Source organism: Gordonia liuliyuniae (assembly GCF_021738805.1).
Lineage (GTDB): Bacteria > Actinomycetota > Actinomycetes > Mycobacteriales > Mycobacteriaceae > Gordonia > Gordonia liuliyuniae.
In genome coordinates, this window is record NZ_JAKKOR010000011.1 from 95,839 (window position 1) to 113,249 (window position 17,411).

Below are 17,411 nucleotides of genomic sequence, written 5' to 3' on the forward strand. Positions count from 1 at the left end.
CGGTCGCGGGGGTGGAAAAGGAGTATGCGCAGGCACGTATCCTGGAACCCATGAGTGAAGACCGTGCCGTGACCACACCGGCGAACGACGAAGCGCCCGCCACCATGGGGACCCTCGTCGTCGCAGTCCTCCTGTACACGGCGGCTCGGCTGGTGCTCGTCGTCGCGATCGCGGCGGTGATCTTCTATGTCGCCAAGGCAGTCAGCGTCGACGTCCCGCTGGTCGTGGCCGCCGTCTTCGGTGTGCTGATCGCGCTCCCGCTCGGAATGGTCCTGTTCAAATCGCTACGACTGCGCGTCAACGATCAGATCGCGCGGGTCGACGCCGAACGGAGCGCGCGCCGAGACGACATCGCCTCGCGGTTGCGAGGCGACGAGTAGTGAGCGCCACGCGGGTCGTCGAGCGGGTGAGCGACCGGTCGTGGACCGCCGACGCCGTCCGCCGGATCGAAGCCGACGGGCTGCGCAGCGCCGACACACATCTGTTGAAGGTCGATCTGCCGGACTGGTCCCGGACGCCCGCCGGGGGCGTTGACCTGTATCTGAAAGACGAGTCGACGCATCCGACGGGCTCACTGAAGCATCGCCTCGCCCGTTCACTGTTCCTGTATGCGCTGTGCAACGGGTGGATCGCGCCCGGAACCACGGTGATCGAAGCGTCGTCGGGGTCGACGGCCGTGTCGGAGGCGTATTTCGCGAAGTTGATCGGTGTCCCGTTCGTCGCCGTCATGGTGAAGGGCACGTCGCCGCGCAAGACCGAGCTGATCGAGGCGCAGGGCGGCATGTGCCACTTCGTCGACTCGCCGACCGAGATCTACACGGTGGCCCAACGACTCGAGCATGAGCTCGGCGGACACTTCATCGACCAGTTCACGATGGCCGAACGCGCCACCGACTGGCGCGGCAACAACAACATCGCCGAATCGGTCTTCGCGCAGATGGCCCGCGAGCCGCACCCGGTACCGGAGTGGATCGTCGTCGGGGCGGGCACCGGTGGCACGTCCGCGACGTTCGGCCGCTACCTCCGCTACCAGCAGCACGACACCCGCCTCGCCGTCGTCGACGTCGAGAACTCGGTCTTCCTGCCCGCGTACGAGGCGGGGGACGGAAGCATCGTGTCGACGGGGGCATCGCGCATCGAGGGGATCGGCCGACCGCGAGTGGAGCCGTCGTTCGTCTCGCAGGTGATCGACGCGATGATCGGTGTACCCGATGCCGCGTCGGTCGCCGCCGCCCGGTTCCTGTCGGGTCGGCTCGGGCGCCGTGTCGGCGGGTCGACGGGCACCAATTTCTGGGGTGCATGTGTACTGCTCGCCGAGATGGTCCGGCATGGGCGGGCGGGCAGCGTCGTCACCCTGCTGTGCGACAGCGGCGATCGCTACGATCACACCTACTTCAACGACGCCTGGGTCGCGGAGCAGGGACTCGAACTGGACCCGCCGACAGCCGTTCTCGACGAGTACTTCGCGACCGGGAGCTGGCGCGAATAGGAAATCTCGTAAACGTTGGCACTCGAAGCGTTCCCCACGAACGTGTGATGTCTCAGGACATCGGTGACAGTTCTACCTCACAATCGGTAGCAACGGGGCCACCCGGATCGCCACGATCACCTTCCTGATCACCAAATCCCGAGCGGGCGAACCCATCACCGCCGTCTGGAACCCCTACGAAGTCGTCTTCGCAGACCAGGACGGCCATGTCATCACCAGCCATCATTGGCCCCCGGAGGGCGTCCGCTACGTCAGCAACGGTGCCCGTCCAGGCCGACCGAAAAGGAAGTAGCGCACCAAAGTGTCACCGATGTCCTGACACATCAACCGTCACCGATTTCCCGAGACAAGACACGTTCCCCACGAACGGTTCGAGTGCCAACGTTTACGGACTTGCGGGGCGCGCCGGTCGGTGCGGTCGTCCCCGTGATCCGGGCGTCGCGGTTGAACGTCAGTGAGTCCGTGGCGTCGCAATAGGCCGCCCGAAAACCGTACGTCAATAAATGTTGACAACGGCGGTGGTGTCAACATAACCTGACAACATGCACGACGATGAAACGACGACAGACGCGGCGACCGTCGCGGGAACAGCGGCCAGTGACGACCCGGGTGTAGGGCTCGGAACAGTCCGGGCACTCCGAACCCTCGCGGACCGTCTCGAAGACGTCCACGTCGCGTCGGCTCGCGCCAAAGGGTGGAGCTGGCAGGCGATCGCAGACGTACTCCAGGTCAGCCGTCAGGCCGTGCACCAGAAGCACTCACAACGAGAAGCCGCTTCGGCGGCGGGAAAGGACGGCAACGATGTTTGACCGTTTCTCGCGGGAAGACCGCACACTGTTCATGTTCGCCACGCAGGAGGCCCGGGACCTCGGCCACTCCACGCTCGGCAACGACCACCTGATCCTCGGCATGCTCTGCAACGCCCGAAGCCCGATCTTCGGCGTGCTCGGCGAACTGGGTTTCACCCTCGACGGCGCCCGAAAGGTCGTCGCCGAGCATCACGAAGACAACGACGAGCCGTCGACACCCGACGCCGACGGCCGCTATGAAGAAGACAAAGAAGCACTCCGCAGCATCGGGATCGACCTCGATCGCGTCCGTGAGGCCGTCCAGTCGAAGTTCGGCGACGACCTCGCCGACGGCTGGGGCGAACGCTCGGGCCGCGGTCGGGGCCGCGGTCGAGGTGGCGACTGCGGTGAACGTCACGGTCGCGGGCCGCACGGCCGTGGTCGCGGCCCCGGATTCGGTGGGCCGGCCGGCGCGCCAGGATTCGGTCCAGGATTCGGTCCGGGTTTCGGCGGCCCCGGCTGGGATCCCGAAGGCCCGTGGGACGGTGGTCGTGGTCGCCGCGGACCTCGCGGACGCGGCCGGGCGCGCATGAACGGCCCGGTACGCGACTCGTTGCGCTCGGCCGTCATGCTGGCGCGGACGCGCGGTGACGACCGCATCGGCGTCGCGCACCTGATGCTCGGCATTCTCGACGCGGACGACGACGCCTCGCGCATGGTCATCGAGGCCGTGACCGACCGCGACACGCTGCGCGCCAACGTCGAAGCGATGCTGGAGCCCGCCGCCGTCTGACCGCAGATCCGGCCCTATGGCCGGATCTGTGCGGTCACGTCAGTCCGAGCGCGAATCCCGTCATGACGGCCCACATGAGCATCGCCTGGCCGGTCGTCGCGAGGGACGGGACCAGATCGCGGCCCCGGTCGCCCGCGAGGACGGGACGGACCGCGGCGACGGCGAGCGGCGCGGCGAGCAGACCGGCCAGCGCGAAGGTCGTCACCGGCGTGAGCACGATGGTCATCACGAACGGCAGTGCGATTAAGAACGCGAACAGGCCACGGGTGCCGTTCTCGCCGAGCCGGACGGCGAGCGTGATCTTGCCCGACTCCCGGTCGGTGGGAATGTCGCGCAAATTGTTCACGACGAGCACAGCGCTGGAGAACGAGCCAACGGCCACCGCGCACACCCCGCCGATCCAGTTGACGCGGCCGCACGTCACGTACTGGGTGCCCAGGACGGCGACGAGACCGAAGAACACGAACACGGCTATCTCGCCGAACCCGAGATAGCCGTACGGCTTCTTACCGCCCGTGTAGAACCACGCGCCCGCGATGCACACGACGCCGACCGCGATGAGCCAGTAGGCCGTCGTGATCGCGACCGCCAGGCCCGCCGCCGCAGCGATGCCGAAACAGATGAAAGCCGCGGCTTTGACCGCACCGGGGCGAGCGGCCTTCGATCCGACCAGGCGCATCGGTCCGACCCGATCGTCATCGGTGCCGCGGACCCCGTCCGAGTAGTCGTTGGCGAAATTGACGCCGATGATCAACGCGAGTGCGACGACCAACGCCAACACGGCCTTCCACCAGGTCACCTCGCCGAGATGGGCGGCGGCCCCAACTCCGACGACGACGGGTGAGACAGCGTTCGGCAGCGTCCGAGGTCGGGCGCCTTGAATCCATTCATTGACGGTAGCCACGCACTAGAGCATGTCACCGTCGGCCGATCGCTCGCCTGGCCGGGGGCCTCCGATTACGCGACTCGCAGTATCAGCAACCTCTCAGGAATCCTCCGAACGGAGGCTGTCCGGCGGGTGTCGCGGACTGCTTATATCGAATCGTGAAGCTTAAGGGGAAAGTTGCGGCGACCACCCTCGCCGGACTCATGGTCACGGGGATAGGCGCGCCCGCATGGGGCGTCGATCCGACCGACGCGGCTCTCGATCAGTATGCAGACATGGGCCCTCGACCTGCCGAGTTCGACGATGTGCTGGGCACCTGGGTGGCCGCCGACCGTTTGGGGTCCGCCTTCGTCGTCGTCACGCCGGGGACTGACGACACGGGCCTGGCGGAGCGGACGGCTGGCCTGGTCGGTGACCGTACGAACAGGATCATCAAGTACCCGGAATCGATTTGGCCGCTGGCGTCGGGCAAATCTGATTCGCTGCTGCCGTTGTTCGCGCCCACCTATGACGAATCCAAAGAGGTCGCCGTAAGCGCGAACCTTGAGATGATGCGCGCACTCGCGGGCGCCCCCTACGTGGTGGTCTATACCGGCTACTCGCAGGGCGCCGACGCTCTCGGGAATGCAGCCGAACGGGCGGAACCCGGACTACTTGGAGAGAACACGTTGATTCTGCTCGTCTCCGACCCCCGTGGCCCGTGGGGCCTCAAAGCGGGGTTGGCGAAGATTCCGTTCTCAGCGCCGGTCATGGCGCTCGTCGGAGCGAAGAGCGACGGCGCGCGCGACCCGGCGGACACCGGCGCCGCCCAGGTAGTGCAAGTGATCGTCAAGGGCGACCCGGTCGCCGACTGGCAGTGGAACCCCCTGCGCCCCGTCTCCTCGCTCCTGGTCGACCTCGCCGGATTCATCACCATCCACGCGGGCACCGGGCCGTACTCATACGCGAACCTCGACGGATTGACACTGGAGAAGACGCTCTACAGTGCCGACGGGAACACGACCTATGAGGTGTACGACACCTACCACCCGCTGGCGCTCGTCAACTGGATGATCGCCGATGCGCTGGGCTTCGACGTCGACGAAGAACAACTCAAGGAGTGGGACCGCCAGGCAGAGTTGTTCTACCCGCTGCAGGAGATCTCCCCGGAGACCGCCGCTCCCGGCGTGAAGGTCGTCACCGATCAGCCCGCCGGCAGGCACCGGTTGGTCGACGGCAACGGCGACCACGTCCAGGCTCCCGACGTGGTGACCACCGGTGCTGGCGCGTACGTGCCGCGCCATGCGGCACCGGACACCGACCTCGCGCCGGCCGACCCCGAGGCCCAGGCCGCTGAACCGGCCCCGACGGCACCTGAAACGACAGGGCCAGCAACGACGGCACCTGAAACGACAGGGCCAGCAACGACGGCACCTGAAACGACAGGGCCAGCAACGACGGCACCTGAAACGACAGGGCCCGCGGCGACTGCAACGGACGCGACGGAGTCCGGGACGACGGAGTCGGGGACGACGGATTCAGGGGCGACGGGGGAACAGCCGGAGGCGCCGACGTCCGCCGACGATGCGTCTGAGGCCGACGCGGCGTGATCAGCTGAGCAGATCCCGCAACCGTCTGCGGTCCACCTTGCCGGGGCCACGGCTCGGGAGGGTGTCGAGCACGAACAGTTCGCGGGGGGCGGCGTACCGATCCAGCCGTTCGGCGACGATGTCGCGGATCTCGGCGAGGGTCGGTTCCGGCCCGCCCGGTGCGGGCACGACGGCGGCGACCACGCGCTCACCGAGCCGTTCGTCACCGAGCCCGACCACCGCGCAGTCGGCGACCGTCGGAAGCTCATCGATCACCGCTTCCACGACTTGTGGGATCACCGTGAGTCCCCCGGTGGAGATCGCCTCGTCCGCACGGCCGACGATCCGCAGCGTCCCGTCGTCGACGACGCCGAGGTCGTCCGTCCGGAACCAGCCGGGCTCGGCGAACGCCGGATGGTCGAGTAGATTCCGGTAGCCGAGGGCGACTGTCGCACCGCCCAGGATCACGCGGCCGACCCCGTCGGAATCGGCGTCGTCGATCCGGATCTCGACGCCCCGCAGCGGGATGCCGTCATACACGCATCCACCCGCGGTCTCGCTCATCCCGTATGTCCGGACGATCGTCAGCCCCGCCTCGACCGCTTGCCGTTGCAGTGCGGCGGGGGTCGCCGCTCCGCCGACGAGAACGCCGTCGAGTTCGGCGAGCGCTGCGGTGGCAGTCGGGGACTCGAGCGCTTTGCGCAACTGGACTGGGACGAGCGAGGTGTATCGGCGCGGTCCGTCGAGCGCGTCGACCGCGGACCGTAGGACGGTGGGGTCGAATCCGGACGACAGATCGACGACCACGGGGTCGTGCCCGGCAGCGAGAGAGCGCAGCATCACCTGCAAGCCCGCAATGTGGTGCGGCGGCAACGCCAACAGCCACGCGCCCGGACCGCCGAGTGCCTCGGCGGTCGCGTCCGCCGACGCGCGCAGCGTGTCGCGGGTGTGCATGGCCCCCTTCGGCACTCCGGTCGTCCCGGACGTCGACACGACGAGCGCGACACGGTCGTCGATCTCTTTGCCGACACCGAGATGCTCCGACATGAGGTCGGACGCCGCGGACCCGATGTCGGGGAGCGGCAGGTACGCGGCGTCACCGGACAGGAGAGCCGACAGATCTCGCCGGGCGTCGCGCACGGCGAGATTCGGTGGAAGGACCAGCGGTCGGAGCAGTCTCAGGATTCGTCCTTCGGGGTAGATGGCCCGAACGGGTCGCCGTCGAACGGCCAACTGTGCTCTGCCAGACGATCACGGACCCGCTGGACGTCTTCGTCTCGGGGTAGCTCGTCAGTCACTTTAGTGATCTCGATGGCGATCTCGACCGAGCCAACCGGTCGGGCGGGCAGCAGACCGCTGGCGACCTGCGCGACCTCGTCGTCGCTGAGTTGACGGCGCAGCAACGCCAGCAGCGGAACGTAATCGCTCTGCGGGACGCCCTGCGGGTACCCGGCACGGAGCCAGGAGCGGATCGTGGTGAGCAGCGACGGACGGTCCACGGCGGGCCGACCTAGTCGGTCGTGGAGACTTTGAGTGCCAACGGCCACCCTGCGGCCGCGAGGCGCGAGGCGACTTGACGCTGTTCCTCGACGGACGGCGCCTGCTCAGTGACGGCGTGGATCGCGTCCCGGATCCGTTCCGGCGTCGCCGGGTTCTCGGTGCCGTATTCGACTGCGAGTTTGAGGACGATGTCGGTGATCTCCGACTCGGTCAACACCGGAGTCAGCAGGGCGAATAGCGGAGGATAGTCCGCGGCGGGCACGCCCTCGGGATACCCGGCACGAATCCAGGTGATCACGTTCTCGAACAGTGAAGGAGCCATGGTGGTTCGCTGATCCTTTCAGATCACTTGTAAGCGAAGTCAGGGAAGATCCGCAGATCGAAGTAGTAGAGGAGCGTCTGACGGGTGACCCAGAGGATCCCGACGGCGATGATCAGCGCCGCGAGTCCGACCAGGACGAACCCGAGGTACTTGAGGGCGGGGGTCTTGCGGGTGCTCGTCTCGAGTTCGCCGTCGCCCGCGGCCTCCGCACGCATGCCGAGTGCGAACAGTGAGGGGATTCCGGCGCCGAGGAGTAGGCCGACGGCCAAGACCTTCATGAGCGATTCGACGATGTCCATTGCGATCTACCTTTCGAGGAGCCGGAGACTCAAGCCTGAGTGGAGGTCGTCGGGTCGCCCGAGGTCGGGACGGGTGTCTCGGCGTCGGCGTCCCACTCGGCGTTGACGTTGCTGGCGTCGATCTTCTGCTGCTGTGCACGCCAGTACATGTAGCCCGACAGAGCGGCGAGGATCGCGAAGATGACGATCGCGCCCGGAGCGCCGCCGATCAGGTGTGCGAGCCAGAAGCAGAGCGCGCCGACGATCGCGGCGGCGGGGAGCGTGGTGACCCAGGCGATGGCCATGCGGCCTGCGACGCCCCAGCGGACTTCAGCGCCCTTCTTGCCGAGCCCGCTGCCGAGGATCGAGCCGGTCGCCACGTGCGTGGTCGACAGGGCCATGCCTGCGACCGACGACGTGAGGATGATCGCGGCGGACGATGCCTCGGCGGCCATTCCCTGGGGTGCCTTGATCTCGACGAGTCCCTTGCCGAGCGTGCGGATGATGCGCCAGCCGCCGAGCCAGGTGCCCGCGGCGATCGCGCCGGCACACGCGAAGACGACCCAGAACGGGAGTCCGTGAGCGACCGACGCGGCGTCGAGGTGGCCGGTGGCGATAAGGGCGAGGGCGATGACGCCCATCGTCTTCTGTGCATCACCGGTGCCGTGTGCGAGGGAGACCAGCGACGCCGATGCGATCTGGCCTCGGCGGAAGCCGCGTTCCTTTTTGAGTTCGGACATGCCGTTGGTGATCGCGTAGATCAGGAGTGTGCCGACCGCGGCGACGACGCAGGCGATGACCGGCGCGAACAGCGCTGGCACGATGATCTTGCCGAGGATGCCGTGCCAGTTGATGCCGGTGGTTCCGATGGCGGCGAGCCCGGAACCGATCAGTCCGCCGAACAGTGCATGCGAGGAGCTCGACGGTAGGCCGAACAACCAGGTGAAGAGGTTCCACAGGATGGCGCCGATCAGGCCCGCGAAGATGATGATCAAAGCCTTGTTGGCGTCGAGGCCTTCGACGAGCGTTCCCGCGCCCTCCCCAGATGTGTTCTGAATCTTCAGAACGTCCTTCGTGATGGTGGCGGCGACCTCGACCGAGAGGAATGCGCCGACGAGGTTCAAGATCGCGGAGAGTCCGACGGCTACCTTGGGCTTGAGTGCGCCCGTGGCGATGGATGTCGCCATGGCGTTGCCGGTGTCGTGAAAACCATTGGTGAAGTCGAAGCCCAGGGCTGTGACGATCAACAGCACAAGAATGATCATCTCTGCGGTCATGGCACTACTATGCGGCTCGAACCATATGGCTCGTCAACTCGGGATTTGCCGAGAAAGTTGCCGTGAACAGCGTGTTTACCGTGGATCCCGGCCTATTCACGCAATGTTCACCGGGGCGACCGGCGCGCGTCACCGAGAGGGGCGTCAGTGGATTTCCATCGGGGGGACGGAAGGTGTCGAGGAGGTGAACTGAGGCGACGTGATCGGCGGCGATGACGTGCGACGGGCGTCACGTTCGGGGCCATCGACGTTGTGGAACAATCGCGGAATGACGATGAAGCTGGGCATGCCTATCAACTATGCAGGCGACTTCCGCGAGACGATCGACAACCTGCGCGACTTCGAATCCGTGGGCGTCCGACGGGTGACGGTTCCCGAGGCCTACAGTTTCGACGCCGTCAGCCAGCTCGGATACATCGCGGCCCGGACCGAGACGATGGAGTTGCAGACCGGCATCTTGCCGATGTATTCGCGGACACCGACCAACTTGGCGATGACGGCGGCCGGAATGGACTACATCAGCGGCGGCCGCTTCATTCTCGGCATCGGCGCGTCCGGACCGCAGGTGATCGAGGGATTCCATGGCGTCAAGTACGACTACCCGCTCGGTCGGGCCCGCGAACATGTCGACATCTGCCGCCAGGTGTGGCGCCGGGAGAAGGTGGAGCACCGCGGTAAGTCGTACCAACTGCCGTTGACGGAGGAGGACGGTGGATCGGGGCTCGGCAAGTCACTCAAGATCATCAACCATCCGGTGCGTGAACGGATTCCGATGCTACTTGCGGCGATCGGACCCAAGAACGTCGAGTTGGCGGCAGAACTCTACGAGGAGTTCCAGCCATTCCTGTTTCACCCTGAGTACGTGGACGCGGCGTTCGGTCCGGCGCTCGAGGCCGGCCGAGCCAAGCGCGACCCGTCGTTGGGCGACCTGTCGATCGTCGTCCAGACGTCGACGCTGATCACCGACGACGCAGAGAAGGCGGAGGCTGCGTTGAACGCGGTCCGCCACCATTCGGCGCTGTACATCGGCGGCATGGGCGCGCGCGGCAAGAACTTCTACAATTCGCTCGTCCAGCGCTACGGCTACGTCGACGAGGCGAAGACCATCCAGGACCTGTATCTAGAAGGACGCAAGGAGGAAGCCGCCGCGGCAGTCCCGGACGAACTGGTCCGCGCGATGAGCCTCATCGGCCCGCGTTCGTACGTCCAAGAGCGTGTCGAAGCGTTCCGCAGCGCCGACGTCGGCGTCATCCTCGCCTCTCCGGCCGCCGCGACGCACGCCGACCGTGTCGAGGACATGCGCGTCCTCGCCGAGATCATCGGCTGACGGTTCGCGAAACCTACACCGCTCAGACGTTTGGTCTGGGCATGGGCGGGTGTGTGCGTTCTGCGGTGTAGGTTTCGCCAGTAGTACGGGGGCTCAGTAGTAATACGGGTAGTCGTCCCAGTTCGGATCGCGCTTCTCCAGGAACGCGTCGCGACCTTCGACGGCCTCGTCGGTCATGTACGCCAGACGAGTCGCCTCACCTGCGAACACCTGCTGACCCATCAGGCCATCGTCGGCCAGGTTGAAGGCGTATTTGAGCATGCGCTGAGCGGTCGGGGACTTCGAGTTGATCTTTCGTCCCCATTCGATGGCGGTGTTCTCCAGGTCGGCGTGGTCGACGACTCGGTTCACCGCACCCATCAGGTGCATGGTCTCGGCGTCGTACGCCTCGCCGAGGAAGAAGATCTCCCGCGCGAACTTCTGGCCGACCTGTTTGGCGAGGTAGGCGCTGCCGTATCCGGCGTCGAAGCTGCCAACGTCTGCGTCGGTTTGCTTGAAGCGGGCGTGCTCTCGCGAGGCGAGAGTCAAGTCGGCCACGGCGTGCAGCGAGTGGCCGCCGCCTGCCGCCCATCCGTTGACGACGGCGATGACGACCTTCGGCATTGTGCGGATCAGGCGCTGCACTTCGAGGATGTGGAGGCGTCCGCCTTCGGCCTTGACGCGCGCGGCGTCGACACCGTCGACGGTCGCCGCGTCGACGTTCGAATCGTGGCTGGTCGCATACTGATAGCCACTGCGTCCGCGAATGCGCTGGTCACCGCCGCTGCAGAACGCCCACCCGCCGTCCTTCGGCGACGGGCCGTTGCCGGTCAACAGGATGGTGCCGACGTCGGGGGAGCGGCGCGCGTGGTCGAGCGTCCGGTACAACTCGTCAACCGTGTGCGGGCGGAACGCGTTGCGGACTTCGGGGCGGTCGAACGCGATCCGCACGATGCCGTCGGCCCGGCTCTCGCCGACATGACGGTGATAGGTGATGTCGGTGAGATCGTCGAAACCGTGCACCGGCTTCCACTGCGTCGGGTCGGACGGGGCGCTATTCGGGGCAGTCATACCGACGAGCCTATCGCCGGCGAATCACCGGGGCGCGCGGTGACGTCGGACATACTGCGGATACGGTGGGACGATGACGGAGACCTCCAAGCACGAGTGGGACATTCCCGCGACCGATGACTCACCGCACGAAGGTGGTTTCCGTGCAGACCTCCAGATCACGACCGATCGCGGCGGTCCCCGCTATGGAGAGATGATTGAACAGGTCCGTAGCTTCATGGGTAAGGTCCGGTACGCGTCCCCGACTCCGGAACTGGCCGACGAGGTCATCGAGGATCTCCGCAAACTCAACGCCAAGCTCGACACGATGCTCGTCGACGAATGGACCACTCCGTCGGGTACACGCATCGACCTGCCGTCGCGCGGCAACATCACCCTGCCACCGTACGAGGTCAAAGACGGCGGCCCGGACGGTGTCGACGCCGAAGTGACCTTCGAAGACTTCCACCTCGGAGGCAACGGCGTCGCCCACGGGGGGCACGTGGCCGTCGCGTTCGACGATCTCGGCGGCATGGCGGCCGCGCTCCGGACCGGCGGTGTCGCGCGGACCGCATACCTCACGGTGAACTACCGGTCGCTGACCCCGTTGAACACTCCACTGGTCTTGAAGACCTGGGTGGACCGCCACGACGGTCGCAAACTCTTCGTGAAAGGCACCCTGCACGACGGCGACCGGCTGTGCGCGGACCTCGATTCGCTCTTCATCGAACTCAAGCCCGGCCAACCCTGACCCGCCGATAACCGCGTTGCGACGCTAATGCCGAGTGTCGCGACTAGCCCTCGACATCTAGGTCTCTGATGGGGGCCGCGGGTGATCCCACCGCCACGACGTGGTCGGGCAGATCGCGCACGACGACGCTGCCCGCGCCGACGACTGTGTTGCGGCCGATCGTCACACCCGCACCCACAGTGACGTTGGAACCGAGCCAGCAGTTGTCGCCGATGACGATGGGCGCGGTGCGTTCGAATCCGGCGCGGCGCAGTGCGTGGTCGTCGATCGGATGCAATGCCGTCGCGAGGTTCGCGGACGGGCCGATACGTACGTGGTCGCCGAGCGTGATCGGGCCGTCGTCCATGAGGAAGGTGTCCGCGTTCAGATAGACGCCCGCACCGATCGAGATGTTGAAACCGTAACTGCACCGCAGACGTGGGACGATCTCGGCGCCGTCGCCGAACGCCGCGAACAGTTCGCGCGCGATCGCGGCTCGTCCGTCGTGGTCTGGGGCAGCGAGCGCGTTGAACCGATCCAACGACGACCCGCAGGCGTCCCGCAGTGCGCGCAGACCCGCACTGTCGAGGTACCACTCGCCCGACAGCATGGCGTCGACGTCAGTCATCGCGTCAATCGAGCAGCTCGTGCGCTTCGACGACGAATCCCGCGGCGCGGAGACGGTCGGCGAGTACGCCGCCCATCGCCGCAGCCGGAGTCAGGACGCCGCTGCGGTCGGGAAGTGCATCGCGGTCCAGAGCGAGCGCGAGCGCACTCTCGCCGAGCATGACCGCGGTGGCCTTGTAGCCGGGGTCGCCGTGTGCGCGCATCTGGGACCGGTAGCGACGTCCGGTCGTGGTGCGGGTGAACGTCTGGGTGACGAAATGCCCGGCTTCGCGCGACTTCTCGGCGGGGCCGTCGCCCGGCTTCGGGAGGAGGTAGTCGAGGATCTTGCGAGTGGGGCGAAAGCTCATCGCACCCAGGAACGCGCCGGTGCCGATCGAGACCGCTCCCGCCAACAACGCGGACAGGCCCGGGACGCCGCCAACCGCCATCGTCTCCTGGTAGCGGAACGCGTCTCCGTAAGCGCCGTCGAGCAGCGCGTTGGAGCGTCGCACGATCCGCGTGTTGTACGACGCCATGAAGAACGGAGCGAGTGTTCCCCTCAGCGACGGGTCGACCTTTCGGGCGTCGACGGGGGAGATGTCGCTCGGCTCGGAGTTCATGCCAGCTCGCGGAGTGTCGCCCGGACCGCCCGACAGAGCCTGCGGGTTCAACAGGAGGCGGCGAGTCTGCGCGTCCTTCGCCTGATCGGCGATCACCCGGATCGAGTCGACAGTGCCGCCGGACGCGCCGCCGCGCATCGATGCGAGCACCATCGTCGTATCGGTCATCTCGCCCGCGCCGTCCTCCGCGATCTTCCGGTGCAGGAGGTAGGCGCCGAGATCGGAGGGGACCGAGTCGAACCCGCACGAGTGCACGATACGTGCGCCGGAGCCACGAGCGGTCTGGTCGGCCTTGTCGATCGAATAGCGCACGAACGGGACCTCACCGGTGAGGTCCACGTAGTCCGTGCCCGCGGTCGCCGCAGCGACCACCAGGTTCTCGCCGTACCGCAGGTACGGGCCGACCGTCGTGCACAGCACGCGGGTGCGTGCGCACATCGCGTCAAGCGACGCAGGCGAATCCGAGTCGGCGACGATCAACGGCCAGTCCGACGCGTTGTCCCCGAGCCTGCGGCGGACCGCCGCGAGTTTGGTCTCCGACCGCCCGGCCAGAGCGATCTTCGTGTCCGCCGGTGCGTACTGGGCCAGGTGTCTCGCGGTCAGTTCGCCGACGAAACCGGTTGCTCCGTAAACGACCACGTCGAATTCGCGACTCATGGAGTCGAGCGTAGCCGGGACGAGCGTGGCTGTGGAGAGGTGAGACGACGGTGTGTCAGATCGCCGTTCAGCCGGGCACCCGCGCGGACCCGAGGACGAACGCGCCGAACGGCTTCGGAGCCTGGTCCGCGTAGAACGCGTCCACCGAGACGACACCGAAGCCCGCGGCCGTGATCTCGGCGGTGACATCACGAGTCAGGTGGCACCCGCCGCCGAGCTTCAGCTGGAACGGCTCGAGCCTGCGCTGCCACTTCCGCACGGCCGCGTCGGACGCGATCCCGTGCTCGAGGAAACCGAACACCCCGCCGGGCCGGACGACGCGGCGCATCTCGGCGAGGGCCGCACCGAGGTCGGGAATGGTGCAGAGCGTGAACGTCGACAACGCCGAATCGAACGAATCGTCGTCGAACGGCAGACGCGTGCCGTCGAGTCCGGCCCGCTCGATCGGCACGGTGGACGCCGCGACTCTGGCCTCGCCGAGCCGCCAGCCGGTATCGCTCGGCTCGACTGCGGCGACCGCCGTCACCGCAGCCGGGTACGACCCGACGTTGAAGCCCGACCCGAATCCGACCTCCACGACCCGCCCGGACAGCGGTGCGCAGACGCGGTCACGCAGCGTGTGCAGCGCGGGCATTCCGCACGTGCGCGCGACGATCCTCGGCAGGACGCGGTCAGAGTAGAAGCTCATGAACGCACGCTATAGCGTGCCGCATAGTGTGTCAGCCATGAATCCGTCCACACTGCAGGCCCGCGTGATCGTCGACGAGATGATCCGCTGCGGCGTCCGAGACGCCGTCCTGTGTCCCGGCTCGCGCAACGCGCCGCTCGCGTTCGCCCTGCATGCTGCGCACCAGCAAGGACGACTCCGCCTGCACGTCCGAATCGACGAGCGTTCCGCAGGTTTCCTGGCGCTCGGCCTCGCGGTCGCGTCGACGACGCCGGTCCCCGTCGTGATGACCAGCGGAACCGCCGTCGCCAACATGAGCCCGGCAGTCTTCGAAGCCAACTATGCGCGCGTCCCGTTGGTCGTGGTCAGCGCGAACCGCCCGTACGAACTCCTCGGCTCGGGGGCCAACCAGACCATCGAACAGTTCGGGATCTTCGGCACCCAGGTGCGGGCCGCCATCAGTCTCGGGCTCGCCGAACAGGACCTCGACACCAATTCGCAATGGCGGTCGGCGGTGGGCCGCGTCCTCGCGTCTGCGCGCGGTGCTCGCACCGGCAACGCCGGACCGGTCCAGTTCGACATCCCGCTCCGCGAACCCCTCGTCCCCGACGTGGGGGACGACCCGGACGCCGATCTTGTCGGCGGCAGGTTCGCCGGCCGCCCGGACGGTGAACCCTGGACCGACGCGCCCGTCGGACGGCTCGACATCGCGCTCGAGATCGATCTATCCCGCGACACCGTCGTCGTGTCCGGACACGGTGCGGGCGTTCACCCCGAACTCGCCGACCTCCCGACCGTCGCCGAGCCGACCGCGCCCGCACCGCAGAACCCGCTGCACCCGCTGGCCCTCCGCGAATTGAAACCACAACAGGCGATCATCTGCGGTCGGCCGACCCTCCATCGGTCGGTGTCCCGACTGCTCGCCGACCCGGCCGTCGACGTGTTCGCTCTCACGACCGGTCCGCGCTGGCCCGACGTGTCGGGCAACGTCCGCGCCACCGGCACCCGCGCCGAGCCGATCGCCGCGCCGCGTCCCGGGTGGATCGACGAGGCGGCGGCCGTCCACGCCCGCGTCGTCGCGGCGGTCGACGCCGAACTCGCGGCCGCCGACACCACGACCGGACTCCACGTTGCCCAGACGGTGGCATCGGCCATGCAGTCCGGTGATCGGCTCGTCGTCGGAGCGTCCAACCCGGTCCGCGACATCGCCCTCGCGGGCCGTCTGGCCGACGGCGTCGCGGTCATGTCGAACCGGGGCGTCGCAGGCATCGACGGCACCAACGCCACCGCGATCGGCGCTGCGCTCGCCGCGGGCCCCGGCCAACGAACCGTTGCGCTCATGGGCGACCTCACCTTCGTTCACGACGCCACCGGCCTGCTCATCGGGCCAGCCGAACCCCGCCCGACCGACTTGCGGATCGTCGTCGCGAACGACGACGGCGGCGGTATCTTCAGCCTCCTCGAGCAGGGCGATCCGCGGTTCGACACCGGCGACTACACAGGCGTCTACGAGCGGGTGTTCGGCACCCCGCACCGCACCGACCTCGCCGCACTCTGCGCCGGATTCCACATCGGGCACCGCCGCACCGACCTCGCGGGCCTGCCCGGAGTTCTCGCCGAACCGGAGCCCGAAGGCGGCATCGAAGTCGTCGAGGTCTCCACCAGCCGCGGCGGCCTCCGCTCCCTCCACGACCGGATCGCCGCACGACTCGACCCGACTGGCCGGTAACCTCGTATCCCATGACGACCACCGTGCAACGACGTGTGCAGCTCGCGCTCGCCGCGCTCGGCGTCATCGTGACGTTGATCGGTGTGGTCATCATCGCGGGCGCGCACCGCAACGACGCCAAGATCGACGCGAACAAGGCCACCGCAGTCGCCGAGGTCATCTCCGCTGACCGACTCCACGCCGCCGTCAACTTCGTCACCCCCGACGGGGTGCTCCGCAACCCGAAACTGGGCCTTCTCTACCCGACGCAGCTGTCCACGGGACAACGAATCCTCGTCGACTACGACGCGTCGGATCCCGACACCCTCGCCCGCCCGGCGGGCCGCGGAGCGTCGCTGTCGATCAAACCCGCGGTCTCGGTCATCGGAGCCGGATGGATCGTCGTGATCGTCCTCATGGTGGCCGTGGCCGAAGTAGGACGTCGAACGCGCCGCAGCTAGTCTCGACACATGAGTGGAGACCGCGCAGGCCTGGACAAGAAGCCGTCCGAAGTCGCCGAGATGTTCGACGGCGTCGCCAAACGCTACGACATCACCAACACGGTCCTCTCGTTCGGCCAGGACCGGCTCTGGCGGCGTAACACGCGCAAGGCGCTCCGCCTCCGCCCCCGCGACGTCGTCCTCGACCTCGCCGCGGGCACCGCGGTCTCCACCGACGAACTCCGAATGTCCGGGGCCACCTGTGTCGCCGCCGATTTCTCCCTCGGGATGCTTCGGGCGAATGCTCGCCGCGACATGCCCAAAGTCGCCGCCGACGCACTCCATCTTCCGTTCGCCGACGAGTCGTTCGACGCCGCGACGATCTCGTTCGGGCTCCGCAACGTCAACGACGTCGACCTCGCGTTGCGCGAACTGCGGCGTGTTCTCAAACCCGGTGGGCGCCTCGCGGTGTGCGAGTTCTCCACGCCGACGTGGCGGCCGTTCCGCACCGTCTACATGGAGTACCTGATGAAGGCGCTCCCCGCCGTCGCGACGAAGGTGTCGTCCAATCCAGCCGCCTACGTGTACCTCGCCGAGTCGATCCGGGAATGGCCCGACCAGGAACGGTTGGCGGCCAAGCTGAACGCCGCAGGCTTCGCGGACGTGGGATGGACCAACCAGACCGGTGGAATTGCGGCCATCCACCACGCGCGCCGTCCCTAATAC

At 67.3% G+C, this 17,411-nt stretch carries 20 protein-coding genes; 10 read left to right on the forward strand and 10 right to left on the reverse strand.

The window, feature by feature from the left end:
• Positions 1 to 50 precede the first annotated feature (50 nt).
• From L5G33_RS14485 to L5G33_RS14500, 4 genes are all read left to right on the forward strand, one after another.
• Entirely contained in the window at positions 51 to 380 is a 330-nt protein-coding gene (locus L5G33_RS14485; protein ID WP_236998901.1) for a DUF4229 domain-containing protein, read from the forward strand.
• On the forward strand, positions 380 to 1,489 hold the full coding sequence (gene cds1 / locus L5G33_RS14490; protein ID WP_308191582.1) for an L-cysteine desulfhydrase Cds1: 1,110 nt from the start codon (positions 380 to 382) through the stop codon (positions 1,487 to 1,489). The genes L5G33_RS14485 and cds1 overlap by 1 nt, the downstream gene beginning before the upstream one ends.
• 542 nt (positions 1,490 to 2,031) lie before the next feature.
• On the forward strand, positions 2,032 to 2,298 hold the full coding sequence (locus L5G33_RS14495; RefSeq protein WP_236998902.1) for a helix-turn-helix domain-containing protein: 267 nt from the start codon (positions 2,032 to 2,034) through the stop codon (positions 2,296 to 2,298).
• On the forward strand, positions 2,291 to 3,070 hold the full coding sequence (locus tag L5G33_RS14500) for a Clp protease N-terminal domain-containing protein (RefSeq protein WP_236998903.1): 780 nt from the start codon (positions 2,291 to 2,293) through the stop codon (positions 3,068 to 3,070). Before L5G33_RS14495 ends, L5G33_RS14500 begins: the two co-directional genes overlap by 8 nt.
• Before the next feature lie 34 nt (positions 3,071 to 3,104).
• Here the strand turns inward: L5G33_RS14500 and L5G33_RS14505 are convergent, their stop codons facing one another.
• The gene (locus L5G33_RS14505; protein ID WP_236998904.1) at positions 3,105 to 3,974 is read right to left on the reverse strand and encodes a 1,4-dihydroxy-2-naphthoate polyprenyltransferase; all 870 of its coding nucleotides are present in this window, start codon (positions 3,972 to 3,974) and stop codon (positions 3,105 to 3,107) included.
• Positions 3,975 to 4,114: 140 nt separating this feature from the next.
• On the opposite strand from L5G33_RS14505, the gene L5G33_RS14510 reads away from it, so the two are divergent.
• The gene (locus L5G33_RS14510) at positions 4,115 to 5,545 is read left to right on the forward strand and encodes an alpha/beta hydrolase family protein (protein ID WP_236998905.1); all 1,431 of its coding nucleotides are present in this window, start codon (positions 4,115 to 4,117) and stop codon (positions 5,543 to 5,545) included.
• On the opposite strand, the gene menE is transcribed toward L5G33_RS14510, so the two are convergent.
• The 5 genes from menE to L5G33_RS14535 are packed head-to-tail and all read right to left on the reverse strand — an operon-like array spanning position 5,546 to position 8,901.
• Positions 5,546 to 6,664, reverse strand: coding sequence for an o-succinylbenzoate--CoA ligase (gene menE, locus L5G33_RS14515; protein ID WP_236998906.1), 1,119 nt, complete (start codon positions 6,662 to 6,664; stop codon positions 5,546 to 5,548).
• A gap of 38 nt (positions 6,665 to 6,702) precedes the next feature.
• Positions 6,703 to 7,023, reverse strand: a complete 321-nt coding sequence (locus tag L5G33_RS14520) for a DUF3349 domain-containing protein (RefSeq protein WP_236998907.1) — start codon at positions 7,021 to 7,023, stop codon at positions 6,703 to 6,705.
• A gap of 11 nt (positions 7,024 to 7,034) precedes the next feature.
• Complete coding sequence (locus L5G33_RS14525) at positions 7,035 to 7,346, reverse strand: DUF3349 domain-containing protein (RefSeq protein ID WP_236998908.1); 312 nt, start codon at positions 7,344 to 7,346, stop codon at positions 7,035 to 7,037.
• Positions 7,347 to 7,369: 23 nt separating this feature from the next.
• A complete protein-coding gene (locus tag L5G33_RS14530; protein ID WP_236998909.1) occupies positions 7,370 to 7,645 on the reverse strand; it encodes a hypothetical protein in 276 nt (91 codons plus the stop codon).
• A 29-nt stretch (positions 7,646 to 7,674) separates the two neighbouring features.
• A complete protein-coding gene (locus tag L5G33_RS14535) occupies positions 7,675 to 8,901 on the reverse strand; it encodes an inorganic phosphate transporter (RefSeq protein WP_236998910.1) in 1,227 nt (408 codons plus the stop codon).
• Between the two features lie 274 nt (positions 8,902 to 9,175).
• Between L5G33_RS14535 and L5G33_RS14540 the strand changes: the two genes are divergently transcribed.
• Positions 9,176 to 10,228: an LLM class F420-dependent oxidoreductase gene (locus L5G33_RS14540; protein ID WP_372476920.1), complete on the forward strand. Its 1,053-nt coding sequence runs from the start codon at positions 9,176 to 9,178 to the stop codon at positions 10,226 to 10,228.
• Positions 10,229 to 10,321: 93 nt separating this feature from the next.
• On the opposite strand, the gene L5G33_RS14545 is transcribed toward L5G33_RS14540, so the two are convergent.
• Positions 10,322 to 11,278 (reverse strand): 1,4-dihydroxy-2-naphthoyl-CoA synthase, encoded by a 957-nt coding sequence (locus L5G33_RS14545; protein WP_236998912.1) that lies wholly within the window; start codon positions 11,276 to 11,278, stop codon positions 10,322 to 10,324.
• 73 nt (positions 11,279 to 11,351) lie between these two features.
• Between L5G33_RS14545 and L5G33_RS14550 the strand changes: the two genes are divergently transcribed.
• Positions 11,352 to 12,008 (forward strand): PaaI family thioesterase, encoded by a 657-nt coding sequence (locus tag L5G33_RS14550; protein ID WP_236998913.1) that lies wholly within the window; start codon positions 11,352 to 11,354, stop codon positions 12,006 to 12,008.
• A 43-nt stretch (positions 12,009 to 12,051) separates the two neighbouring features.
• Here L5G33_RS14550 and L5G33_RS14555 read toward each other — a convergent pair whose 3' ends face one another.
• The 3 genes from L5G33_RS14555 to L5G33_RS14565 form a co-directional block, all read right to left on the reverse strand.
• Positions 12,052 to 12,615, reverse strand: coding sequence for a sugar O-acetyltransferase (locus L5G33_RS14555; protein ID WP_236998914.1), 564 nt, complete (start codon positions 12,613 to 12,615; stop codon positions 12,052 to 12,054).
• Between the two features lie 4 nt (positions 12,616 to 12,619).
• Positions 12,620 to 13,870 (reverse strand): saccharopine dehydrogenase family protein, encoded by a 1,251-nt coding sequence (locus tag L5G33_RS14560; RefSeq protein WP_236998915.1) that lies wholly within the window; start codon positions 13,868 to 13,870, stop codon positions 12,620 to 12,622.
• A 67-nt stretch (positions 13,871 to 13,937) separates the two neighbouring features.
• A complete protein-coding gene (locus tag L5G33_RS14565) occupies positions 13,938 to 14,558 on the reverse strand; it encodes a class I SAM-dependent methyltransferase (protein WP_236998916.1) in 621 nt (206 codons plus the stop codon).
• Positions 14,559 to 14,595: 37 nt separating this feature from the next.
• Between L5G33_RS14565 and menD the strand changes: the two genes are divergently transcribed.
• Genes menD through L5G33_RS14580 form a run of 3 tightly spaced genes read left to right on the forward strand, consistent with a single transcriptional unit; the run spans position 14,596 to position 17,408 of the window.
• Complete coding sequence (gene menD, locus L5G33_RS14570; RefSeq protein WP_236998917.1) at positions 14,596 to 16,266, forward strand: 2-succinyl-5-enolpyruvyl-6-hydroxy-3-cyclohexene-1-carboxylic-acid synthase; 1,671 nt, start codon at positions 14,596 to 14,598, stop codon at positions 16,264 to 16,266.
• Positions 16,267 to 16,277: 11 nt separating this feature from the next.
• On the forward strand, positions 16,278 to 16,706 hold the full coding sequence (locus L5G33_RS14575) for a DUF3592 domain-containing protein (RefSeq protein ID WP_236998918.1): 429 nt from the start codon (positions 16,278 to 16,280) through the stop codon (positions 16,704 to 16,706).
• 9 nt (positions 16,707 to 16,715) lie between these two features.
• Positions 16,716 to 17,408 (forward strand): demethylmenaquinone methyltransferase, encoded by a 693-nt coding sequence (locus L5G33_RS14580; RefSeq protein WP_236998919.1) that lies wholly within the window; start codon positions 16,716 to 16,718, stop codon positions 17,406 to 17,408.
• The last annotated feature ends 3 nt before the right edge of the window (positions 17,409 to 17,411 follow it).